The sequence below is a fragment of the Methanoregula sp. UBA64 genome, from assembly GCF_002502735.1.
GTDB lineage: Archaea > Halobacteriota > Methanomicrobia > Methanomicrobiales > Methanospirillaceae > Methanoregula.
The window spans coordinates 1091870-1114108 of record NZ_DAQC01000001.1 but is presented as its reverse complement, the minus strand read 5'-3'; the positions used below and the strand labels follow the sequence as shown (position 1 = coordinate 1114108).

Sequence of the window (22239 nt, the reverse complement as noted above, 5' to 3'; positions counted from 1 at the left end):
GGAGAATTGCAGATGGATTTTAATGCTTCCTTAAGAAGAGCAATCAAGACCGGGAATGTTATTCTCGGCCAGAACAACACGGAAAAATGCGTAAAAGAGGGCAAGGCCCAGATGGTCGTCATCGCGGCAAACTGCCCGGAGAACTTTAAATCACAGCTTGCGGGCTATGAAAATATCTTCATCCACACGTTCGACGGATCGAGCGTTGCACTCGGCAAGGCATGCGGTAAGCCGTTCATGGTGAGCGCGCTTGCCATTGCAAGCCCCGGCGAGTCAGACATCCTTTCCCTTAAGAGGACGGCATGATATGGTCGAAGTCAAACTGACTGAAGACTGTATGCGCCTGATCTCCCAGTTCGAATCGCTGACCGGCGCGGGGAGCCGCGACTGTGTTGTCGACGATCGGAACGAGCGGCTGATCTTTGTGGTAAACCCCGGCGATATGGGGCTTGCAATCGGGAAGAAGGGTGCCTCGATCAAGAAGGCGTCCGAAGTGATGGGAAAGAAGATCGAGGTTGTGGAATACAACAGCAACCCCGAACAGTTCTTAAAGAACTGCTTTTTGCCCGCGAAAGTGACAAGCATTGAATTTTCCGGCGAAGAGGATGCCCGGTCGGCGATAGTCGATGTCAGCGATGAGGACCGCGGTATTGCGATCGGCAAGAACGGCAAGAATATTTTCAAGGCAAAGAAACTGGCCCAGAGGCAGCACAATATTGCCGATGTCCAGATCCTCCAGAAGCCCGGGGAAGAACCCATGGCCCAGCCGGCGGAAGACCAGTAAGTTCTCTTTTTTCTTTTACCCTCCCGTTCAAACGGCCTTTTTGCGGATTTTTAAAAAAAGGTTCATCCCGTTAACGTAAGTGAAATAAAAAACGACGGGCTTGGAGGGATTCGAACCCCCGACATCCGGGTTAGAAGCCCGGCGCTATGTCCAGGCTAAGCCACAAGCCCCTTATGACGCCTATTAGGTTCGTGGTCCGGGCTAATTAATCTGTGTCCTCCCTAGGAGGGAACGAGTATCTGAAGACTCGTGGAAGTAGTATCTGCCTGGATTGGCCTTGTTTACCGGCTCCTGTAAAGGGTTAATTAATACTCCCCGGTTCAATTATTCCGCCCTCCTATGAACTCAATATATCCCCTTTTGCGAGGTAGAACCTTACAATAAGGGATGACGACCATGAAACATTCAATTTTCCTCATATTTCTTGCAGGGATGATTCTGCTGCTCACACTTGCAGTACCTGTTGCAGCCGATCCGGCGATTTCGGGTATCAGCCCGACATCTGCCTATCGTGGCAATTCGGTTACGATGACTATCACAGGTACCGGTTTTGATCTGCCCACCTCGAGCTCGTACAAATATGTCCGGCTCATGATGGATGGAGAAGATAATATTACCGCCGCCTCAATTTCCTCCAAGAGTACTACAAAAATTGTGGCGGTATTCTCCAGCAGTAGAATTTCATCATCAATAACAAAGGGTACCTGGACTGTTGTGGTGGTCAATGATGACGGGTCGGAGAGTACCTATGACGGGTTTACGATCTCCGATGACATGACCCTGTCGTCAATCTCTCCAACGTATGCAAAGACCAATACCGATGATGCGTCATTTACCCTGACCGGCACCAGCCTGTCCGATGTAACTGAGGTCTACCTCTATAAGAGCGGTTACGACAACATCACCACATCAGATATCTCTGCGGGTTCAACAACGGTTACCGGGACGTTCGATCTGACGGATGCATCCGAAGAGACCTACAAAGTATGTGTCATGGATTCTGTGGGAGCGGTCAAATGTTCCTCGTCGGTTACCTTCGAAGTCACCACCGATGAAGTGGGCGAGATTGATATTTCGTCATCCCCCTCAGGAGCAACCGTGTATATCGATACGGCTTCTGTAGGCACAACTCCCTATGCGGCAACAGGTCTCACGGTGGGTTCGCATATAGTAAAAATTACAAAAGACGGGTATGTGGACTGGTCGAAAATTGTAAAGGTTACATCAGGTGACACGACAACGGTTGATGCAGAACTGACCGCGATGGCAACAGCCGTTATTACTAATCCGCCGACCCCGATGCCAACTACTATCAAGACGGTGATACCCGTAACGACGATAAAGGTACCGACAACGTACCCCAAGATAACAACCGCAGCGGCAACAACCACAAAGGTTTCTCCGGTTGAGGGGGCAGTCGTGCTCGGCGCCATTGGTCTGGGGATTGTGGTTCTCCGCCGGAAAAAATAATTTTTTTAACCGGATGGCTCCCTTTCCGGATATCATACCCCCGCTATCCGGTATTGTACCGTCAGTCCGGGGAAATCACGGTATTTTCCCGGGCCTACCTCTCCCAGGAAGAGCCGATATTTTGTCTGGGTTTCGCTTCCTGCGGCCAGATGAAAACCCAACAGGTTATTTTTATAGTTTCACCGTATCCTTTATAAAATCTGAAAGAAGCAAAGTAGTATATGAAAGGCTCACATTTTTTGGCGTGCCTAGCATGGATCCTCCTGCTGGTCACTCTTGCCACCCCTGTTGCCGCAGACCCCTCAATTACCAGTATCAGTCCTTCCTCGGGCTATAACAGCGGCACGCTCACCAATGTCGTGATCTCCGGATCGAACTTCAATCTGACCCCCAGCCTCGGATCGGTGGTGCTCAGAAAATCCGGGCAGAGCAATATCACCGCCACAATCGCTTCTCCGGGGAGCAGTACCACGACGCTCACCTGTAATTTTCCCCTGTACGGAGCAGCTGCCGGGACCTGGGACGTTGTCGTAACCAACCAGGACGGGAGTTTTGCTACCTCTCCAACCCCGTTTACCGTGCAGAGCACGATGACGCTATCATCTGTCACGCCAGCCACTGCACAGGCAAATACGTCGAGCGTGGGAGTTACCGTTGCGGGAACCGGCCTGTCCTCGGTCTCCAGCCTGTACCTGTTCAATTCGGACTACACCAACCTCACGGCGAGTCTTGGAACCATAACCGCGACTTCCGTTACCGGTACGTTCGATCTGTCAACGGTGAGTCCGGATACGTACCAGATCTGCGTCAAAGATTCGACCGGCGCCGAGAAGTGCGGGCTGTCCTTTGTGGTTACGACCGATAAGGTAGGAACCATCGATCTCTCCTCCACGCCCGCCGGGGCAAGCGTCTATGTGGATTCAACCTACAAGGGAGTATCTCCCTGTATTATCCCGGGTCTTGCGGTCGGTTCCCACACCGTCAAACTCACCATGGACGGGTATTCCACCTGGTCAAAGTCCGTCAAGGTGACGTATGGCAGCAATACCACCATCGTCGCCGATCTCTCCCAGGCAGTGACGGCGACCGCGACAACGGTACCGACATCGACACCGACAACGGTAAAAACATCGTTAAAGGTCACTACGGTAAAGATTCCTACCTCCTGGGCCAAACCGACCACAACGAAAGCTTCCCCGGTTGAAGGGCTCGTTATCATCGGTGCAGTCGGCCTTGCAGCACTTGTGCTCCGCAGGACGGTCTGATACTCCCGCCATACTTTTTTTATAGGGACCGGATTTATACGGAAAACACCGTTTTCCAAAAACAAAATAAAAAAAGAATGCCGGTTATCCCGCGTGGTAGCAGGACGATTTGAGCACTTCCACCTGCGTCGGTGAACAGATCCCTTCGTGGAAGACCTCTTTTACCACGGAGGATGCGCAGTATTTTACCTGTATCCGTGCGGACATCCGCTCCCGCTCCTCGTAGTAAGTCCCCTGCGAAAACTCTACAATCCGTTTCATCGAGATCGCTGACGATATCAGGTAAACGCAGATCCCGGAATCCCCGGGGCTTAAGTCCTCGGTATCGATCGAGGTCATAAAGATATGTACATCAGGGCCCGGTTCCACATCGGCAAGGGTCACAATGTTATGCGTGCTCTGGAGTTCGATGGTCCGGGGCCGTCCCGACCGCAGATCGCGGATCACATCGGGCGAAATACTGGTGAGTGCAGCGCATTTCATGACAGATCACCCGTACATCGGCAGATCTTTTTTCGGCGTGGCATCCGCAGACTGCTGGACTTCTTCGGATAACTTGTGCATGCTCTGCTCGATCTCCTCTGCCTGTTCGAGGAGAGGCTTGACATCGAGGCCGAGGTTGTACATCTTGTTGAGCACCTCGATGGTTGCCGCCGACGAGCGCGGGTCGGGTGCGTTCACCGTCTCCCCGAGAAGACCGTAGGCCGGGATGCCCCGGATCTTACAGCCGGTCAGAATGCTCGATGCAATCCCCGAGATGCTTCCGACGGGGAGGACCTGGGTGTGCTCCTCGATCCGCTTTAATGCCTCCGGGGTTGTTGCGACTCCGAATACCCGTTTTTCGGGCTCATTTGTTACAATCCCGGCAATGGTTAGGACCTCTTTTGGTTTGAAGGGCTCCAGCCAGTCGAGGATCCCGTTCGAAATCTCATAGCAGATCATCGGGTGGATGGGGATATCGGCTACGATCGCGGCGATATTGTTTTTCGTATACATACGGACCGGGTCGTTGATGATCCCCTTGTTCATCATGGCAAGCGGCGGGAAGTACCGCGAGGTCATGGTGCCTACAAGATCGAACTCCATCTGGTCGACCATATACTGGAGGGCGATGGTGCCGACAAGTCCGCTCCCGGGAAACCCCATGAGCACGGCCGTGTCCTCACTGGAGAGGGGTTTTGAAAAAATCTTAAGATCGTTAGAAGCATCTGCCGTCATTAAGTTAACATACACGCACAACCTAAAAAAAGAGTATGCAGGAGTACCCCATCAAGCGCGGATTAACAAAAGATCTTGAGGAGCGGCTGGTTGCGGAGCTGAAAAACTGTTTTGGTGTCGAACCCGAAAAGACCGGGAACACCTACCGGATCCGTTACGGCGCAATAAAAAATCTGGAAGCGACCTGCGGTGCCGGCGGCAAAACAATTCGCATCGACACGGAGTCCGATTCCTCGGTGAACGACGAGGTTATCATCGATACGAACAAGCGCTTCCGGAAGTTTCTCGACGCAGTGACCGGCTTCTCCACGAAAGAACGGGTAAAACGGGCAAAGAGCGTGGAAGGGGAATAACCCCGCACGTGTTTTTTTTATTCCGGCCGTTACGGTACTGACCTATGGCCGAATTTGTCTGCGATCACTGCGGGAAATGCTGCAGGAGTCTTGGCCGGTATATCGGGATCGAGCGGCAGCTTTCGGAGAGGGACTATTACTGCAAAAATACCCTCTCGGGAGAGGTGTTCCCGGTGCATGTTGCGCCGGAATTCGCTGAAGAGATCGATGAGGATTTTTCCTGTAGCGGGCCCGGATCGCATGACGGCTGTATCTTCCTGCGCCGGAACCCGAAAGGACCGGGGCACGTCTGTGCCATCCATGCCACCCGGCCGCGGCTCTGCCGGGAGTTCCGCTGTTACCACATGGTAATTTTCGATGCCACCGGAGTGCCGGTGGGCCGGATGGTCGGGAGGGCGGATATCCAGACCGCCGATCCGGTGCTCGCCCGGGTCTGGGACGAGGAGGTAAAACCGCTCCCCTGCCCGGCAAGCCCCGCGGGCGATCCCGCATGGGTGGAGCGGGTCCGTGCAATCCTTGCAGCGCACGGTTATCGGGCAGAGAGCGTGAATGGCGGGAACCGGTAACGAGCCTGTATTCCCCGTATCGTACATTCCGTGAGAACCCGTTCTCCACGTGTACGCAAAAAAAAGTAAAAAAAAAAAAAAATTACTCGATCACGATCGCCGGCTTGAACGGCAGGGCGGTTGCGCCTTTTGCATGGCCGCTCGATTCCGCATCTGCAATGTGGACCGGGATGCCAAACTCGCGTTCGAGGAAGGCTTTCGCAGCCTCAAAGACCGCACGCTCGTTTAAGGGCTCCTCTGCGAGCTGTTCCACGATCTGCGGGGGCAGGCGGTGGATGAGCGTGGTGCACTGTTTTGCCGCATCGGTGGCCTCTTTGCCCCGCTTCTTCATGGCATCGTTCTTCATGATCTCTTTTATCACCGTGTTCCGGTCGGTCGACTGTGCAATCGTCCGGAATACCTCATGCTTCCACGCGGGGGCGAGCACGATGGTGATCGATTTCGGGGTGATCTGGATCAGCTTTTTAATCGACTCGACATCCTCGACCGTCCGGGCAAGGAGCTCTTCGGAGAGCTCGATCTTCGTATTGATCAGCTTCGAGTCCGCAACCGGCCACTCCGCAAAGGAGACCATGTCCTTATTGCCCAGCTCCTTCCAGAGGTGCTCGGTGGTGAACGGGATGAACGGTGAAAGGAGCCGGGTCCAGACCGAACAGAGCGTGGCAAGCTCGCTGCTGCCGTTCGACCCCTCGGGCAGCCTGCGGCGGTACCACTTGAGATCGGTCTCGATGCCGAAGGATGCCTCCTGGAGCGCCTGCCGGGTCTGGAAGTTGTCCAGGGCCGCAGTCATCTTTGCCACATGCTCCTGGAGCCGGCTTACGAGCCACTTGTCGATATCCTGCGGCTCGCCTCTGACATCTTTGAGCTCCCTGATGGTTGCATAGAACCGTTCGATCTGCTTTTTCGTGGAGAGGACGAGCTCGTTTCTCCAGTCAAAGTCCTGCCACGGCTCGGCGCTGCCGGTCAAAAACATACGGACCGTATCGGCGCCGAACTCGCTGACCGCATCTTCGAGGAGGAAAACATTCCCCTTCGAGGAGGACATCTTTGCGCCGTTTAAAAGGCCCATGCCGAAGACGACCATGCCCTTCGGGAGCTTGTCTTTCGGGAAGATCGTTACGTGGTGGAAGATCTGGAAGGTGAGGTGGTTGCTGATCAGGTCCTTTGCCGAGAACCGGAAGTCGTACGGGTACCAGTACAGGAACTCTTCCCGCATTGCATCGAGCTTCTTCTTCTCGGGGAGGTCCGGAGACTTCTTCCCGAGGAAGATGTAATCGAAGACCTCGGGGGTGAGGAGCTTTGGCTCCATCTCGCGGATCTTGTGGGCGATCGTGTAATACGACATGTACACGGTCGAGTCAGAGAGGGGTTCGATGAGCTGCTTGGTATCCCACGGGAATTTCGTGCCAAGACCGACACGGCGGGTGCAGGCCCAGTCCTTAAGCCAGCCGACCGTCCGGTCGAACTCCGCCCGGACCTCGGGGGGCACGAGTGCCATGTCCTTTAAGTGGTCGCTCACCTGCTGCTTCCATGCGGGGTCGCTGTACTTCAGGAACCACTGGTCGTGGAGGATCTTGACTTTTACCTTGTTGCCGCACCGGCAGATGACGGGACGCTGGTCGAACTCGTACATAACGACCGAGCCGTACTTGTCGAGCATCTCCTGCGCCATGTCCTCACGGGCAACCCGGACGGGCTTGCCGCCGAACTGGGGGAAGAGTTTCCCCTTCGAGAACTCGGCAGAGTAGATCTCCTGCGTGAGGGCATCCATCCGGCTGTCCATCTGGTGTTTGATCCCTGCCTTTTCAACAGCGTCCTGCGCCGGGACTTCGCCGTAGCCTTCGACCTTGATCAGCGGGACGGGCCTGATAGTGGCGTATTTTCCCTGCTGCTGGAGGTCGCGGAGGGCAATATAGTCGAACGGTGCATGGGCGGGCACGCTCATGACCATGCCGGTCGCCATGTCGGGGTCAACGAAATCGGCGGGGAGGATCGGGACGGTACCGCAGAGCGGGTGGCTCACGGTCTTGTCGATGAGGTCTTTTCCCGGGACTTCTTCCCTGATCTCGACTGTGTGGTCCTGGAGCACGAGCTTCTCGGCGGCATCTTTCGAGATGATCCAGGCTTTGCCGTCAACGATAGCCTTCACGTAGGTGACGTTCGGGTTTGCCCAGAGGTTCGTGACCCCGTGGATCGTCTCGGGCCGGAGGGTGGCGGTGGGGATGAGGGCATCGCCATAGTGGAACATGACGAGCGTGAACTTGATCACTTCTGCCTTGTCCCCTTCGAGAAGGTCGTGGTCCCCGACCGGGTTGTCATCGACCGTGCAGTACCGGACCGGGTGGACGCCCTTGATCACGTGGCCTGCCTCGTACAGGTGTTTCCACTGCCACTCGACGAACTTGCTGTAGGTCGGATCGACCGTGATAAAGCGCCTGCGCCAGTCAATGGAAAGGCCGCAGGAGGTCATCACGCGCTGGTATTCGGCGGCAAAATGCTTGACGATGGTAAGCGGGTCAACAAACCCGTCGAGCACATTCTGCGGTACCTTGTACAGGTCGCGGTAGAGCCGGATTGTCTTCTCGTCTTTCCGTGCGATCCTCTTTGAGATGCCGACCACCGGTGCGCCCGTGACGTGGAACGCCATCGGGAAAAGCACCTGTTTGCCCCGCATCCGCCAGAACCGTGCAATCACATCGGGCACGATATAGGTACGGCCGTGACCGACGTGCATTGCACCGCTCGGGTACGGGAACGCGACGGTGATATAGAACTTCTCCTTACTGGAGGGGTTGGCCTCGAACGCATGGAGCCATCGTTCGTGGGCCTCTTCCTCAAATTTTCCCAGATCGAATTCGCTCAAAATCCCTTCACCTTCTCCTCACATTATGGGAACTGCTAGGGTATAAATCTCCAACTTTCCTATACCGGCCGCAGCTTGATGTTCTCGTTGTTCTGGTAACGCCGGATCATTTCCTGCGCAATGCTCGAGTTCTTTGCAAGGCTGATCTCGCCGGTCTCGTTCACGGTCGCCGTGAAGAGGTACTCTTTCCCGGCAAATACATCGACGATCTTGCCGGACTGTTCGGGGGCAAGGATCACGAGCTGTTTCTTGTCGGTCTGGATCTTGATCCCCGTGCCGGCAGAGAACTCCGCTTCCGGCTTCTGCGGCTGGGCCTGCTGCCGGTCAAGGTCGGTCCGCGGCTTGATGTCGATGCCGATGCCGATCTTGTTAACGATTGCCGAGACGTTCTTGCCGCCCTTCCCGATAGCGGCCGGCACATCCTTGTCGTCGATGTAGACAACGGCTTTGGTGTCGCTGATCATCTGGACATCCACTTCGCCGTCGGTGTAGCGTCCGATCTCGCGCTGGATCTCCTTTTCGGTGAGCTTCCAGCCGGGCCGGTCGTCGCTCTCCTTTTTCGGGGTCGCATCCGGGATGTTTGCAAGCGAGCTGCCCGGCTTGTTGACCGGCGAGACCGGCTGGCCGACATTGGTGACCTGCGGGACCCGGAGGGTGGGTGCGGAGGCTGCCGGGGCAGCCGTGCCTTCCATCACCGGCATGACGATGGTCTGGCCGTCGTACCGGAAGATGTCGAGCACGAGGCTGCCAGCTTCGGAATCCGTAACCGTGGTTACGGGCCGGATGTGCATCTCGCTTGCCATGCCCTCGGGCACCTTGATGGTGAAACTGACGTCGAAGATCCGGGTGATGACGCCCTTATCCAGGAACACGATGGTGTTGACCACCTGGGAGAGGACTGAGAAGTCCACCCGGTCCGAGAAGCGCTGGAGCGCTTCCTGGACGCTGTTGGCGTGGATCACGCCGACCATGCCGAGGCCGGCGAGGCGCATGTCGGAGAAGACCGAAAAGTCCTCGTTCTTCCGGAGTTCGTCGAAGATGACAAAGTCGGGGCGCACGAGCAGGAGGACATCGGCAGTGTTTGCCATGCTGCCGTCGAGCATCGTGTACTGCGTGATCTGGTCGGGCACCTGGAGCTCGCGGGGAGCCTCCATGGTCTTTACCACATACCCGCTGTCGGAGAGGAAGGTTGCGATCCCCTGGGCGAGCGTGGTCTTGCCGGCGCCGGGCGAACCGGCGATAATGAGCCCCCGCTTCTCGGAGACGATCCTCTTTTTGATGAGATCTGACTTTGCGTAGTTGTCGAGCGTTACGTCGACAATCGGGCGGACTGCGGTGATCTCCATGCCGTCAGAGAAGGGTCTTCTCGCTATCGCGATGCGCATGGACCCGATCTGGACGACCGTGATGCCCCGCTTTTCGACCTCGATAAATCCGTCCGGGTCGCGTTTTGCCCGTTCGAGGATCTCCTGCGCAAGGTTCCGCAGCTCGTATTCACTCGTTGGCTGGTCGCGGATCTTCACGAGTTTCATGTCGTTTATCGTGCCTTTCTTTGCCATCGGGGAGACGCGTTCCTTTAGGTAGACGGCAATGGTGTGCTCGTCGAAGAACTGGTCGATCCCGAGCGGGACAAAATCCGTGACCTGCGGTTTCAGGTAAATGACATCGAGCCCTTTTGCCCGTGCCACTTCTGCCTGCACGTTGTCGCTCGTGATAAATCGTGCAGCGTTCTCAATGGCAATCCCCCTGATCATCGAATCGATCTCGCCGCCGCTTGCGAGCTTGACCTGCTCGAGCGAGGGGCGTATACCGGAGAATTTGAGTTCTATCGTTTTTTCCTCGGCCATCTTGCAGAGCGACTGGAGCTCGTTTAAGCCCGAGAACCCTATTTCGCGTCCATTGTTTGCCTGGGCCTCGAGTTCTGCGATGACCGCTTCAGGGACGATTATTGTTGCTCCTTTGTATTCACCGGCCTTTATCATCGATGTTATGCGCCCGTCAATAAGGACGCTCGTATCTGGTACCAGTATCATAAAATATTGCTCCTCTCATATAGTATGCTCTTATATTCGGATTCAACGATGGATCAGATCGTTGATAGGAATACTATACGGCGCTGGGGTTTATAAGGGTAAGGGCGGGGAAAACGAAGATTCTGAAATTTTAAAATATGTTTGATTTATGCGGCTTATTTTTAGAATTTATTTATCCGCGAAACTGTTCCGACAATTTGTCATAAAAAAATGTGAAAGGCAGGGGGATATCTGCCAAATGGGGGAGGGGGGGTGGCCCCCACCCCCCCACACATTATTTTTCAAAGAGGGGATTACCCCCCTCCCCATATGCCGGTGCAGGTGGGGGGTACCCTCCCCCCCCTCCGGCCCGGATTGGCCCCCCTCCTCAAAAAAAATGGTGATCGTGCCGGGTTTTCCCCCTCGTCGTAATTCCACGCGAAACACAGGTTTTGGTTGTGCAAAAAAGGAGCCGCTTTCCGGACAAGGGGGTAGGGGGGGTAGCCCCTACCCCCCCACCCATTATTTTTCAAAGAGGGGATCACCCCCCACCCCATATGCCGGAGCAGGTGGGGGGTACCCCCCCCTCCGGCCCGGGCCGACCCTCCTCCTTATCCTAGTTGGGAAAACGTGTGGTACTGGTACCGGGCGGCCCGGCAGACAAAAACGATCAGGGCCGGAAGGGATCGGGAAATAATCCCCTCTCTCAAATTGCTTTTTTAAAAAAATCCGGGAACTCACCCGGTATCGATCACGGTGTCCACAAAGGTCGTGAGCTGGGTCATCAGCATCGGGTCGAGCCCCTTCTCCACCGCAAGGAAAATACCCGAGACATCCGTGAGCCGGAGCCTGTTTGTAACAAAATGGATAAAACGGGAGATGTTGGACGACGAGAGATAGATGAGCATCGTACTGATGGAATCATACAGGATACAGACTTTTTTCCCTGAAAGCTCTTTTAAGACCTCGGTCACCGCAATGCCCATCTCGGTGAGATCGGACGGGTGGTTGACGAACCGGACTACCCCCGGGATATTTTTGGCAGAACCGACCGAGTTATGCGTCACGGCATCGATAAACGAGACCTTCCCCGAATCGATCCCCTGCTTCGCATACAGCCTGACAAGGATGCTGTACGGAAAGTTCGTCGTGATAACGATCGTGTGGAACCCACTCTCCGTAATCTGGCGGATCAGGTCGATATTGCACTGCCGTATGCTGCCGGGGGTGGCAAGAACCAGAAAGATCCGCTTCTGTGCAAGCTCGTCCGCGTTCACAATCGTCGGCACGCGAGATCACCCGGAAAGGAACTTGCGGTATGCTTCCGGGATCTCCTGGTGTTTCTCCACAACCGCTTTCTGGAAGTCCTCTGTGTTCTTCTGGATCTGCGCTGCATTACGCACCTGGGTATCGAGAAGTATCCCGATCTCCTCCGGGACCAGTTTTCCCTCCCGGGTAAGCCGGGCAATGTCCTGCAGGTTCTCCCGGATGATCCCGACCGGGTGGGCAACCCGCATCGTCATCTCGGTCATATACGCGATCAGTTCTTCGGCTTTCATCAGGTCGGTAATGTCTTCGAGGGTTTCCACTGCCCCCATGACATCCCCGGTATCGTCACGGATCAGCGCTGCCGTGAAGTGAAGCCACGTGCCGTTTTTACCAATTTGGGGGAAGAAGTCTGTTGCCTCCCACGCGTCCTCAATGAGGACCGACCTGTTATACCTGCCTTCGTACAGCTGGGTAATTTCATCGGTCTTCCCCTCAAGGAGCACATCGACCAGGGTGGGGCGCTCCTCCTTATAGAATGCCTGCCACTGCCGGTTAGTCCCTGCCATCTCTGTGGCCCTGAGGCCGGAATACCGTTCGAGTGCCTTGTTCCAGAACTTTACCCGGTGGTCTTTGCCGATGACGAACTGCGGGATGGGTGAACAGTCGACAATCTGCTGGAGCCACGAGGCTAACATCTCCGTAGGTCTGGAGTTTTCACCTGCATGGGGAAGGGTCGCGTGTTGGGGCGGCCGTTTTTTATTTGTGTCCGGATCCTGAGGATGGTACATCGCTGTCACTCCCAAGAGACCGGTCCTGATCTGCCGGGACAGGTCCGGCTCCTTTACGATGCATGGATACCGGATCGTGAAATAGGTTTGCGCCGGATCAGAGATCCCAGGAGCCCGTTTTTCCCAGAAAAATGCATGGTAAGCATCATGATCTTCTGAACCACTCTCCAAAGTTAACGAAAAAATATTTTTCACTCATCGCCAGTTTTATACCAAAACAGGGGGAAGTATCATTCATACACCAAAAAGGAGGTGAGCGTGAAAATGTTTGACTGGACCCTGTTCCTTAACATCATCATCGCGATTCTCCAGACCATTGTCCACCTGCTGCCTGCAGCATGAGGACGCATCCATTTCACCTCTTTTTGTTCCCAGATTCCTGCCGGGGAACGGACAGATGGATTCCTCCGGTGGGTAACGAAGAATAAAAAAGAAAGAATGCCGGGTTTTTTCCGGATATTCCCGATAAAAGAAAAATCTTGTTATTTCAGCCCGTTTTTCAGGAACAGGGCTGAATATCCCTTGTCGGTCGACTTGATGTGGTTCTCCACCCAGTCCCGCAGGAACTTCATGAGATCGAGCGTCAGACCGAGCCGCCCTGCCATGTACTCCTTCTGGAAATCGGCAACTTTCTTCACAAAGGCATCGTGCTGCGCCTTGTGCTGGAGATAGGTCGGGTAATGGAACTGCTGCATGTACTTCTCCTCGGTCTGGAAGTGGTAGACCGTGTACTCCGCAAGTTCGTTTAAGGTCTTATCCAGGACCTGTTTTCCTTCGCCCGCACGCATTGCATCGTGAAGGGAGTTGATCAGCATAATGAGCTTCTTGTGCTGGTCGTCAATTGCGTTCACCTTCACGCTCAGGTCGTCAGACCATACAAAAAGTGACATACCTACCCATTGCCTTTTTATCTAGTTAAACCCGGCCCGGGCATGGTCTTTTCATCCCGGTATGCAGGGGTTTTTCCGTCGTAACCCGGGAGATGGGGCATACTGGCACTACCCGCGAATTTTTAATGATTGTCGACAAATTGTATGGTATGCATGTTCGATCCGGCCCTCTCATCCTGATCCTTGGCGTTTTTTTAGTGGCCGCCGCCCTGGTATTTGTTGCCGGCTGCACAGATACATCGTCATCGAAAACCCCGCCCCCGACCCCCGTATATTCCCCCAAAACCACGATCCTTATCGGAAGCGCGAGTGTCAACCCCCAGATCCTGGTCATCGACAAGGGGGTAACGGTCACCTGGATTAATACCGATATCGGCAACCATATTGTTACCTCCGATCCCGGGATGCCGGATGCGTTTACCTCGCCCCTTCTCGTAACCAACCACCGGTACCAGTTCTCGTTCACTATCCCCGGCACCTATACGTACCATTGCGCGGATAATGCCGCCATCAGGGGCACGATTATCGTCAACAAATGATCCCCGGGCAGCATCCTGCTTTCCGTGGATCGCAACCAGAATAATCTTTTTTGGCATTTTTTTAAAAGAAAGACCCGATCTCAGGAGTGAACCCGGGCCCCCCGATAACCGTGGGGGCCCGGATTGTCAGGAACTGATGTGGATTGCTGGACAGTCCGGGGACAGGGGGTTACGGTCTGGAACCGTCAGTGCTCACGGGGACCCCTGTCATGATGCGGGTATTCCCGGACTGTACAACTAACCTGTTGTTGCCGGAAAATATATTCTTTATCGACATAGAGTATAGTTGCTACAAGTGCCTCTATAAAATATAGAGATATTTTCCGGGAATTTCAGGCACTGCCCGGGGATTCCGGGCTGCGGTCCGGCACAGCCGGGGCGAGGCGGAGGGTAAACCGTATCGCTACTCCCTGCGCCGGGTTGCCGGCAACGCGATCGTCCGCCCGGACCGTTCCCCCGTAACTCTCGATAAGCATCTTCACGATAGAGAGCCCCAGGCCGTAACTGCTCCGTACTGTCGAGCCCCGGACAAACCGGTCGAACACGAGGGGTTTTGCGGCATCGTCGATCCCGGGCCCGTTATCCTCCACGGATACTTCGAGCATCCCGGAACCGGTGTTTTGTGCGCTGACCGCGATCGCAACACCGCTTCCCCCGAACTTGAGGCTGTTGGAGAAGAGGTTATCAAAGACAACCCCCAGCATATCGTTTGCCATTACGTCGGTGTCGCACCCGGAGATTACGATCCGGGTGCCCGGGCGTGCATCAGCCTCTTTTTTAATAATCGCAAGCAGGTTGACCGGCACCACCTCGGGAGGTGTCTTGTAGATCCTGCTGATAGTCTCGACATTGCGGATCACGCTGCTGCTCTTTCTTGCGAGCTCGCTGATCCGTTCGAGCAGGACCCGTTCGTTTCCTCTTGCCGTATCCTTGAGGTACTCGGCATATCCGGCAAGGCCCATGTTGGCGTTGAGGATCTCGTACGTGAGCACATCGAGGTAGATATCGAGGTACAGGTTTGCCTTGCGGTTGAGCTCTTCGAGTTCGCGGTTGCGGGAGGCAAGATCCTGCCGGGCGGTTGCCAGTTTGTCCCGCTGGTGTTCTATCACATCGAGCATCCGGTTGAGCGAGCGGGCGAGCGAGACCACCTCCTCGTCACCAGAGACCGGTACCCTCCCGGAAAGCTCGCCGGAAGTTCCGATCTCTTTTACGTTCCGGTTGAGCCTGTCCAGCGGATCGAGCGCGAACCGCTGTAACAGGAACTGAACCGACAGGATGATCAAGGTGCCGAGGATGATGATGGCAAAGGCAACGATCAGGATCGATGCCTGGACCTGCTGGTAGACCGGGCGGTCGGTGGTCACCTTCAGGAGAATAAATGTCGGCTTGTTCTCGATCCCGGTGACCATGGCAACGCCCTGCATCTCCGTTCTGCCAGAAGGCCGGGTCAGGATCCTGCCTTTTTTCATGTCGGTGATCCCGTGATCGTCGGTTACCAGGGCACTGGCATTCCCGTCGTACCGGGAGAACGTGATCGATGGTATCTGCAGGTTGTTCTCCAGCTGGTTGATCCGTTCATCGGTAATTTTCCGGGCTACTACCAGGGTTCCCTTTACCGGTTCCGAGGTATTGCTTCCGCGGATCATGCAGCCCGTGAGCAGGACCGGCGTGCCGTCCATGTCGGAAATGCCGCCTCTTCCCGAGACGCCCAGAGGCATCCCCTCCGGGAGGATGCTCTCTTTTATTATCCGGTCAAGGGTTACGGAGGCCGGCAGTGTCTCGTTGTCGGGGTGGTTGATGTCCTCAAAAAAGACCAGTTTTCCCTCCGCATTATAAGCAACGAGGTAATCAATATCCGCCGAGCCCGGGGCGAGATCCGCGGTCTGAACTTTTTGCGTATTCCCGGGATCGCGGGAATCGATCGGTGCAGCGATGTCGTCCCTTCCGGCCCAGTCCTGGCAGGTCAGGGAGAGCGATTGTTTCTGGTCGTCGAGATTCGCAACGACCCGCTGGACATTTGCCGTCATCTCACGATCTTCGAGGGACTGGAACGATCCCAGGATCAGGAACTGGGTGATAAACCCCAGAACTGCAAGAAAGAGTACCAGGACGGTGACGAGGATGACAAAGGAACGTGTGCGGATTCTCATGGTACTATCGGTATGCACACATGGGTGTCATCGTAATATCATATTTTCTTATTTAGAATATAGCGTACACAATAGTTACGGCGGAACAATGAGCCCTGCAGTATCCTGCCCGCCACACCCTTTAAAAAAAAGAAACTCCGGTTATTTCGAACAAAACCGGTCCAGATCGCAGATCCTGACTTCGATATAGGAACACCCGTTGATATCGGTGAGCAGGTCGTCCCGCTCAACCGTGGGATCGTCAGCAGGGCAGGTAGTGCAGGGATCCGGGATCGTTGCAGAAGGATCTTTTCCCGGGACAGTCCGTATTTCAGAACACATACATTAGAGATTAACTATATACAATAAATATTTTCTCTATATTTTTGTGGCCGGAAAAATTATGCATTCGCCAATTCCGAGCACGGGAAAAAAGGATGGGGAAAGACCGGATGAACCTCAAAGGAACGTGCAAACAAAAAAAATTACTTGATCTCGACGCGTTCCCCGGTCTCCATATACTGGACATTCTCGGCAATCTTGCAGGCGTGGTCGGCACAGCGTTCGAGATACCGTGCAAGGATGATGTAATACGTGGCCTGGGTGATGGTCTTGGGGTTCTCCATCATGTAGGTGATGGCTTCCCGGAAAATGGAATGGCGGAGGGCGTCGATGGAATCGTCCCGTCCCGAAAAACCTTCGATTTTACGGAGATTTTCTGTCTCATAGGCAGTCAGTGCGTCATCGATCATCGCGATCACGTATTCCGACATGAGCGGGAGGCTCATCATGTTCGCGATATGGGGTTTGCCGGCGATCTCCTTTACGATCTTTGCCGTCGACTTCCCGTACCTGCCGATCCGTTCGGAGGCAGAGATCACCTTGAGCGAGCAGGCAATGATCCGCATATCCTTTGCCACCGGCTGGTTGAGTGCGATGAGCTGGTAACAGGTCTCCTCAAGAGCGACCGTCTGTTCCCGGATCTGGTCTTTCCTGACAAGCACTGCTGCCGCGAGCGCCTCGTCCTGGTTGAGAAATGCCTCCTGCGAGTCCTTGAGCATCTGGAGGGCAAACCGTGCCATTTCCGAGACGTGTTTTTTTAGGTCTTTGAGTTCCGAATGGAATTTATCCGTCATAATTTCCCCTCACCCGAACCTGCCGGTGATGTAATTCTCGGTCAGGTCTTCTTTGGGGTGTTCGAAGATGGTAGTCGTACTGTCGTACTCGATGAGTTTGCCCAGATACATGAACCCGGTATAGTCGCTCACCCGGGCGGCCTGCTGCATGTTATGAGTGACGATAATTACCGTGTAATCCTTCTTGAGCATCTCAACGAGGTTCTCGATCTTTGCCGTTGCTATCGGGTCGAGCGCCGAGCAGGGTTCGTCCATGAGGATGACCTCGGGTCCGACGGCAAGCGTCCGTGCGATACAGAGCCGCTGCTGCTGGCCGCCCGAAAGCCCGAGAGCCGATTCATGGAGTCGGTCGCAGACCTCGTCCCAGAGCGCTGCATGTTTCAGGCTTTTTTCCACAATTGCATCCAGTTCCCTGCGGTCGTTGATCCCGTGGACCCGGGGGCCATAGGCAATGTTTTCATAGATGGACTTGGGGAACGGGTTCGGGCGCTGGAAGACCATACCGACCCGTTTTCTTAAGGCTACGACATCGGTGTCCCGGGAGAGGACATTGCTGCCGTCAAGACAGATCTCGCCTTCGATTTTTACCTCGTTGATCAGATCGTTCATCCGGTTGAAACAGCGCAGCAGCGTGGATTTCCCGCAGCCCGAAGGACCGATCAGCGCGGTGGTCTTTTTCGGTTCGATCTCCATGGTGATATCCTGGAGAGCATGCTTCTCATTGTACCAGAGGTTCAGGTTTTTTGCCGAAATGATGGATTCTGACATGCGTTATCCCCGTATCTTGTTTGCATAATGGTTCCTGACAAGGATGGCAACCGAGTAGATTCCCACGACAAAGATGAGCAGGACCAGTGCCGTACCGTACTTGTTCACCGAAGCCCCCGGGATGTTTGTCGCGAGGATGAAGAGGTGGTAGGGCAGAGCCATGACCGGCTGGAAGACGGAAGTCGGGAGGAAGCGGGACGAGAATACGACCGCGGTAAACATGATCGGTGCGGTTTCCCCGGCGGCTCTCCCGAGGGAAAGGATGGCTCCCGTGACGATCCCCGGTATTGCCGGGGGAAGGACCACGCTTTTTATGGTCTGCCACCGGGTAGCGCCGAGGGCCAGGCTTCCCTCGCGGAGGGACTGCGGGATGCTTTTGAGGGATTCTTCCGTTGTCCGGATGATAGTCGGGAGGACCATGAGGGCGAGGGTGATCTGCCCGGCAAGGAGCGATACCCCGACGTTGAGGTAGATTACGATAAACGAGAAGGCAAAGAGCCCGAACACGATCGAGGGCGTCCCGTTAAGCAGGTCGACCCCGGTCCGGATCAGCCGGGTGATCTTTCCTTCGCGGGTATACTCGACCAGGTAGATGGCCGCACCGACCCCGAGAGGAAGGGCAATCAGGATCGCCCCGCAGACGAGGTAGAGCGTCCCGATAATGGCCGGGAAGATCCCGCCCGATCTTCCGAGATCGGTGGGTGGCTGGGTCAGGAATTCCCAGCTCAATGCCGGCAGCCCGTTAACGACGATGTCCTGCAGGATAAAGACGAGGATCCCGATGACGATTACGGATGCCATAACGAGCAGGCCAATCGCAATCTTTTCCGACTGGTACCTGCTGATCCGCTGCCGTCCGTAGAAATACCAGAGTGCAGCTCCTGCAATCAGGGGGAGCGCAATCCAGGGGGGTGCTATGATGCACAGGAAGACTGCACCCGCGGCTGCAAGCCCCCAGGAGAGTGTTGTGCGGAGCCTGTCACGTGCCTGCAAAGAAAGGAAAGATCTGCCGGCAGATTTTCGGGAAGTCCGCCCTTCATTGAGGTAGTTGAGGATCCGGACCGCACTCAGGTTTACTATCAGCGTAATGAGGAGAAGGACCACGGCAACGCCGAAAAGGGCATGGTAATGGTCTCCCCCGACCGAGACTTCGCCCATCTCGATACCGAGCGTGCCGGTAAGCGTGCGGATGGGGGAGAGGACGTTCCAGATGGGGTCCGGCAGGATGGCTGCATTCCCGGTGACCATCAGGACCGCCATGGTCTCGCCAATTGCCCGTCCGATCCCGAGGATGATCGCGGCTGCGATTCCCGAAAGGGCTGCCGGGACGATAACCCGGCTGATAGTCTCCCACCGGGTTGCCCCGACCGCAAGGGACCCTTCGCGGAACTCGTGAGGAACGGAACTGATGGCGTCCTCCGACACGCTGATGATCGTGGGGAGGGCCATGATGCCCAGCAGGATCGACCCGGCAAGCCAGGTTTCCCCGGTCGGGAGGTCGAAGACTTCGCGGATGAGCGTGGTAAGAACGATCAGGCCGAAAAAGCCGTATACGACAGAAGGAATGCCTGCGAGAAGTTCCGTGGCCGGTTTTAAGATGCTCTTGATGCGGGGAGACGCGATCTCCGATATGTAGATGGCACAGCCCAGGGAAAGCGGGACGGCAAAGATCATGGCACCGAGGGTAACGAAGATGGTGCCGACAATTAAGGGAAAAATCCCGTATGCCGGCTCCATGGCGGTCGGTGTCCATGACATCCCGAAGAGGAATGCCGGGATTCCCACGGTCTCAAAGATGGGATACCCGTCCCGGAGCAAGAAGAGGAGGATAAACGAGATAACTACAACGGCAAAGAGGGCTGTGCAGAAGAAGACAGACCTGACTGCCTGTTCTTTAATCCTGAAGAGCCGGGCAGCGCTGCCCGTGGCAGCAGTCCTGTATTTCGTCAAAAGATCCATGTCTGTCGCCTCGTAACTGGTAATAAAAAAATAAAAGGTAAGGTGGGGAGATCAGGCCGTAAGCGGGACGTATCCCTCATTGGCAACGATCTTCTGGCCGTCAGCGCTTAAGAGGTACTGGATGAAGTCCTGGGTAAGTGAGGAGGTCTGGCCGTTGGTGATAATGTAGAGGTCACGGGAGAGCGGGTAGGACTTGTCTTTGACGCTTGCTGCACTCGGGGTGATGATCTTGTCTGCATTGTACCAGATCGGAACTGCCTTTACATCGGGTGTGATATACCCGATCGAGACATACCCGACTGCACCGGGGGTCTGGGCGATTGTCTGGGTAACGGCGCCGTTCGAGTTCTTCTCAAGCATCTTGCTGCTGGGAGTAGCTTTCAGGAGAACGGTTTCATCGAAGTACGACCGGGTACCGGAAGCGCTGTCACGGCCGACAAGTACGATCGCGTTGTTGGTATTGGGGACATTTGCACCGGTGATCTCGGTCCACTTGGTGGTCTTGCCAAGGTAGATCTTCTTGACCTGGTCCGGCGTGATATACGGGATCTCGTTCTGCGGGTTGACAATGACGGCAATGCCATCGTGAGCAACGGTGGTGATGTTAAAGCCCGGGTACTTGGCGAGCTCGTCCTTGGTTACATCGCGGGAGCTCATCCCGATATCCACGGTCTTTGCGCCGATTGCCTGGATGCCGACGCCCGAGCCGCCACCGGAGACCTGGATGTCTGCGTCAGGGTGGGCCGCCATATACTGGTCGGCTGCCTTCTGCACGATAGGCAGGACGGTTGTCGAGCCGCTGATGGTAATGGTCTGTTTCTGTCCGGAGGAGGCTGCTGCCGGAGTGGCGGCTGCGGTTACTGCTGCTGTTGCAACGGTTGTTGCTGCCGGGGAACTTACTGCATTTGCCGTAGTGGGCACGGGAGTTGCCGATGACTTGGCACTGTCCGTGCAGCCTGCTGCAAGAAGCGATACAAGAAGGAGTGCCGCAAGGCACACAGTCACAATTACGTACGAACTCCGTTTACTGTTCATGGTGTTCGATCATGACATCTCCCCGTCCGAATATACAGTTTTTCGACATAGAATATACATATATATATGCAATAAAGAGACAGATAGAGGTATATCGTAGCATCATATTGCGCAGGGTTTCAGGGAGTGGATGAGGAGATGGAAATTCGTCGTGTGCAGATGACGGGGGGTTCTTCGTATGTGGTTACCCTTCCCAAAGAGTGGATATCCGAGATGCGGATCAAGAAAAACGATCCGGTGGGACTTATCGTCCAGCCGGATGGCACGCTGATAGTCTCGAAAAAGACTACGGATGAACCGATCCAGCGCGTAAAGGAGATCGATACCGGGCAGATCACGGACCCGTCATTCCTCTTCCGCATTCTGATCGGCGCATATATTACCGGTTTTACCGTGATCCGGCTTTCGTCGAAACAGCGGTTTCCCCCGTTTGTACGGAGCGTTGTCCGGGATTTTACCCAGATGACCATCGGGCAGGAAGTTGCGGAAGAGACGGATACTGCTATCGTGATAAAGGATCTCCTTAACCCGGCGGAGATGCCGTTTGACAATACGATCAAACGGATGTTTGTTATTGTAAAGAACATGCACGTAGACGCGGTCACGGCGCTCGAAACGCACAACAATGCCCTTGCGCTCGATGTGATCAACCGCGACACCGATTCCGATCGGTTAAACTGGCTGATTGCCCGGCAGACCAATATGATCCTGCAGAACCCCTCCCTTTCCCGGAAGATGGGGATCTCGGCCGGGATGGCGATGTATTACCACCTTATCAGCAGGATCATCGAGCGGATCGGGGACCACGCGGTACGAATCGCAGAAAACGCCCAGCCGATCATCGATGCGGATATTGAAAAGAAGGTTATCGGGGATATAAAGAAGGCAAGCAGCCTCTCGATGGACATTTTTAACAAGAGCATCAGCTCGTTTTTCAGTGCGGATATCCGCGAGGCTCACAAGACCATTGAATCCATCTCCGCGCTGGAACGGATCTGCGGCGATATCAGCAATATGACGCTCAAGCAGGAGACCGTTGTTGCGATTTCCCTGGGCTATATCGTCGAAAGCATCCGCAGGGCCGGCGAATATTCCGGCGATATATCCGAGAATGTCATCAACTATATTGTCGAGGAAGTCCGGGAACAGCCAAAACGCCCGCAGGGAAAATCCGGCTGATTCGGGACTCCCCTGA

Annotated in this window: 21 protein-coding genes and 1 tRNA gene; 8 read left to right on the top strand and 14 right to left on the bottom strand. The window is 55.1% G+C overall.

The genetic code is table 11. The features are described from left to right. The first annotated feature begins 12 nt into the window (after positions 1-12). Both BP758_RS05555 and BP758_RS05550 read left to right on the top strand, forming a co-directional pair. Entirely contained in the window at positions 13-306 is a 294-nt protein-coding gene (locus BP758_RS05555; protein ID WP_292369520.1) for a 50S ribosomal protein L30e, read from the top strand. A gap of 1 nt (position 307) precedes the next feature. Next, positions 308-784, top strand: coding sequence for a NusA-like transcription termination signal-binding factor (locus BP758_RS05550; protein WP_292369518.1), 477 nt, complete (start codon positions 308-310; stop codon positions 782-784). Between the two features lie 95 nt (positions 785-879). Here the strand turns inward: BP758_RS05550 and BP758_RS05545 are convergent. Beyond that, positions 880-954 (bottom strand) — tRNA-Arg (locus BP758_RS05545). 226 nt (positions 955-1180) lie between these two features. Between BP758_RS05545 and BP758_RS05540 the strand changes: the two genes are divergently transcribed. Together BP758_RS05540 and BP758_RS05535 are read left to right on the top strand one after the other, a co-directional pair. Further along, positions 1181-2254 (top strand): PEGA domain-containing protein, encoded by a 1074-nt coding sequence (locus BP758_RS05540; protein ID WP_292369516.1) that lies wholly within the window; start codon positions 1181-1183, stop codon positions 2252-2254. 221 nt (positions 2255-2475) lie between these two features. Then, entirely contained in the window at positions 2476-3519 is a 1044-nt protein-coding gene (locus BP758_RS05535; RefSeq protein ID WP_292369514.1) for a PEGA domain-containing protein, read from the top strand. A gap of 84 nt (positions 3520-3603) precedes the next feature. On the opposite strand, the gene BP758_RS05530 is transcribed toward BP758_RS05535, so the two are convergent. Then, the gene (locus tag BP758_RS05530) at positions 3604-4002 is read right to left on the bottom strand and encodes a DUF473 domain-containing protein (protein ID WP_292369512.1); all 399 of its coding nucleotides are present in this window, start codon (positions 4000-4002) and stop codon (positions 3604-3606) included. A gap of 6 nt (positions 4003-4008) precedes the next feature. Continuing rightward, positions 4009-4737 (bottom strand): proteasome assembly chaperone family protein, encoded by a 729-nt coding sequence (locus BP758_RS05525; RefSeq protein WP_292369511.1) that lies wholly within the window; start codon positions 4735-4737, stop codon positions 4009-4011. 35 nt (positions 4738-4772) lie between these two features. On the opposite strand from BP758_RS05525, the gene BP758_RS05520 reads away from it, so the two are divergent. Next, complete coding sequence (locus BP758_RS05520) at positions 4773-5090, top strand: DUF5611 family protein (protein ID WP_292369509.1); 318 nt, start codon at positions 4773-4775, stop codon at positions 5088-5090. A 44-nt stretch (positions 5091-5134) separates the two neighbouring features. Next, the gene (locus BP758_RS05515; protein ID WP_292369507.1) at positions 5135-5656 is read left to right on the top strand and encodes a YkgJ family cysteine cluster protein; all 522 of its coding nucleotides are present in this window, start codon (positions 5135-5137) and stop codon (positions 5654-5656) included. Between the two features lie 82 nt (positions 5657-5738). On the opposite strand, the gene leuS is transcribed toward BP758_RS05515, so the two are convergent. The 5 genes from leuS to BP758_RS05490 form a co-directional block, all read right to left on the bottom strand. Then, positions 5739-8519, bottom strand: coding sequence for a leucine--tRNA ligase (gene leuS, locus BP758_RS05510; protein WP_292369505.1), 2781 nt, complete (start codon positions 8517-8519; stop codon positions 5739-5741). Between the two features lie 59 nt (positions 8520-8578). Further along, positions 8579-10552: a PINc/VapC family ATPase gene (locus tag BP758_RS05505; protein ID WP_292369504.1), complete on the bottom strand. Its 1974-nt coding sequence runs from the start codon at positions 10550-10552 to the stop codon at positions 8579-8581. A gap of 716 nt (positions 10553-11268) precedes the next feature. Next, complete coding sequence (locus tag BP758_RS05500) at positions 11269-11820, bottom strand: DUF7504 family protein (RefSeq protein ID WP_292369503.1); 552 nt, start codon at positions 11818-11820, stop codon at positions 11269-11271. A gap of 6 nt (positions 11821-11826) precedes the next feature. Beyond that, complete coding sequence (locus BP758_RS05495; RefSeq protein ID WP_292369502.1) at positions 11827-12495, bottom strand: PAS domain-containing protein; 669 nt, start codon at positions 12493-12495, stop codon at positions 11827-11829. Positions 12496-13070: 575 nt separating this feature from the next. Next, positions 13071-13478, bottom strand: coding sequence for a bacteriohemerythrin (locus tag BP758_RS05490; RefSeq protein WP_292369500.1), 408 nt, complete (start codon positions 13476-13478; stop codon positions 13071-13073). A gap of 149 nt (positions 13479-13627) precedes the next feature. On the opposite strand from BP758_RS05490, the gene BP758_RS05485 reads away from it, so the two are divergent. Then, entirely contained in the window at positions 13628-14017 is a 390-nt protein-coding gene (locus tag BP758_RS05485; RefSeq protein ID WP_292369498.1) for a cupredoxin domain-containing protein, read from the top strand. Between the two features lie 332 nt (positions 14018-14349). Here the strand turns inward: BP758_RS05485 and BP758_RS05480 are convergent, their stop codons facing one another. The 6 genes from BP758_RS05480 to BP758_RS05455 form a co-directional block, all read right to left on the bottom strand. Then, positions 14350-16167 (bottom strand): ATP-binding protein, encoded by a 1818-nt coding sequence (locus BP758_RS05480; protein ID WP_292369497.1) that lies wholly within the window; start codon positions 16165-16167, stop codon positions 14350-14352. Between the two features lie 141 nt (positions 16168-16308). Then, positions 16309-16488 (bottom strand): hypothetical protein, encoded by a 180-nt coding sequence (locus BP758_RS05475; protein WP_292369495.1) that lies wholly within the window; start codon positions 16486-16488, stop codon positions 16309-16311. A 143-nt stretch (positions 16489-16631) separates the two neighbouring features. Beyond that, positions 16632-17282 (bottom strand): phosphate signaling complex protein PhoU, encoded by a 651-nt coding sequence (gene phoU / locus BP758_RS05470; protein ID WP_292369493.1) that lies wholly within the window; start codon positions 17280-17282, stop codon positions 16632-16634. A gap of 9 nt (positions 17283-17291) precedes the next feature. Then, positions 17292-18050 carry a phosphate ABC transporter ATP-binding protein PstB gene (gene pstB / locus BP758_RS05465; protein WP_292369491.1) on the bottom strand — a complete coding sequence of 253 codons (759 nt, stop codon included), beginning with the start codon at positions 18048-18050 and terminating at the stop codon, positions 17292-17294. A gap of 3 nt (positions 18051-18053) precedes the next feature. Then, complete coding sequence (gene pstA / locus BP758_RS05460; protein WP_292369489.1) at positions 18054-20009, bottom strand: phosphate ABC transporter permease PstA; 1956 nt, start codon at positions 20007-20009, stop codon at positions 18054-18056. A 51-nt stretch (positions 20010-20060) separates the two neighbouring features. Further along, complete coding sequence (locus tag BP758_RS05455) at positions 20061-21044, bottom strand: phosphate ABC transporter substrate-binding protein (RefSeq protein WP_292369487.1); 984 nt, start codon at positions 21042-21044, stop codon at positions 20061-20063. Positions 21045-21182: 138 nt separating this feature from the next. Here BP758_RS05455 and BP758_RS05450 point away from each other — a divergent pair, with 138 nt between their 5' ends. Next, on the top strand, positions 21183-22223 hold the full coding sequence (locus BP758_RS05450) for a phosphate uptake regulator PhoU (RefSeq protein WP_292369485.1): 1041 nt from the start codon (positions 21183-21185) through the stop codon (positions 22221-22223). Positions 22224-22239: the final 16 nt, after the last annotated feature.

What these genes read in the sequence shown, in the direction of transcription:
- BP758_RS05515 (WP_292369507.1), top strand. Translation starts at nt 5,135, where the DNA reads ATGGCCGAATTTGTCTGCGATCACTGCGGGAAATGCTGCAGGAGTCTT.
- BP758_RS05540 (WP_292369516.1), top strand. Translation starts at nt 1,181, where the DNA reads ATGAAACATTCAATTTTCCTCATATTTCTTGCAGGGATGATTCTGCTG.
- BP758_RS05490 (WP_292369500.1), bottom strand. Translation starts at nt 13,478, where the DNA reads ATGTCACTTTTTGTATGGTCTGACGACCTGAGCGTGAAGGTGAACGCA.
- BP758_RS05505 (WP_292369504.1), bottom strand. Translation starts at nt 10,552, where the DNA reads ATGATACTGGTACCAGATACGAGCGTCCTTATTGACGGGCGCATAACA.
- BP758_RS05495 (WP_292369502.1), bottom strand. Translation starts at nt 12,495, where the DNA reads ATGTTAGCCTCGTGGCTCCAGCAGATTGTCGACTGTTCACCCATCCCG.
- BP758_RS05535 (WP_292369514.1), top strand. Translation starts at nt 2,476, where the DNA reads ATGAAAGGCTCACATTTTTTGGCGTGCCTAGCATGGATCCTCCTGCTG.
- BP758_RS05455 (WP_292369487.1), bottom strand. Translation starts at nt 21,044, where the DNA reads ATGAACAGTAAACGGAGTTCGTACGTAATTGTGACTGTGTGCCTTGCG.
- BP758_RS05475 (WP_292369495.1), bottom strand. Translation starts at nt 16,488, where the DNA reads ATGTGTTCTGAAATACGGACTGTCCCGGGAAAAGATCCTTCTGCAACG.
- BP758_RS05530 (WP_292369512.1), bottom strand. Translation starts at nt 4,002, where the DNA reads ATGAAATGCGCTGCACTCACCAGTATTTCGCCCGATGTGATCCGCGAT.
- pstB (WP_292369491.1), bottom strand. Translation starts at nt 18,050, where the DNA reads ATGTCAGAATCCATCATTTCGGCAAAAAACCTGAACCTCTGGTACAAT.
- BP758_RS05480 (WP_292369497.1), bottom strand. Translation starts at nt 16,167, where the DNA reads ATGAGAATCCGCACACGTTCCTTTGTCATCCTCGTCACCGTCCTGGTA.
- pstA (WP_292369489.1), bottom strand. Translation starts at nt 20,009, where the DNA reads ATGGATCTTTTGACGAAATACAGGACTGCTGCCACGGGCAGCGCTGCC.
- BP758_RS05555 (WP_292369520.1), top strand. Translation starts at nt 13, where the DNA reads ATGGATTTTAATGCTTCCTTAAGAAGAGCAATCAAGACCGGGAATGTT.
- BP758_RS05525 (WP_292369511.1), bottom strand. Translation starts at nt 4,737, where the DNA reads ATGACGGCAGATGCTTCTAACGATCTTAAGATTTTTTCAAAACCCCTC.
- phoU (WP_292369493.1), bottom strand. Translation starts at nt 17,282, where the DNA reads ATGACGGATAAATTCCATTCGGAACTCAAAGACCTAAAAAAACACGTC.
- BP758_RS05485 (WP_292369498.1), top strand. Translation starts at nt 13,628, where the DNA reads ATGCATGTTCGATCCGGCCCTCTCATCCTGATCCTTGGCGTTTTTTTA.
- BP758_RS05520 (WP_292369509.1), top strand. Translation starts at nt 4,773, where the DNA reads ATGCAGGAGTACCCCATCAAGCGCGGATTAACAAAAGATCTTGAGGAG.
- BP758_RS05550 (WP_292369518.1), top strand. Translation starts at nt 308, where the DNA reads ATGGTCGAAGTCAAACTGACTGAAGACTGTATGCGCCTGATCTCCCAG.
- BP758_RS05450 (WP_292369485.1), top strand. Translation starts at nt 21,183, where the DNA reads ATGGAAATTCGTCGTGTGCAGATGACGGGGGGTTCTTCGTATGTGGTT.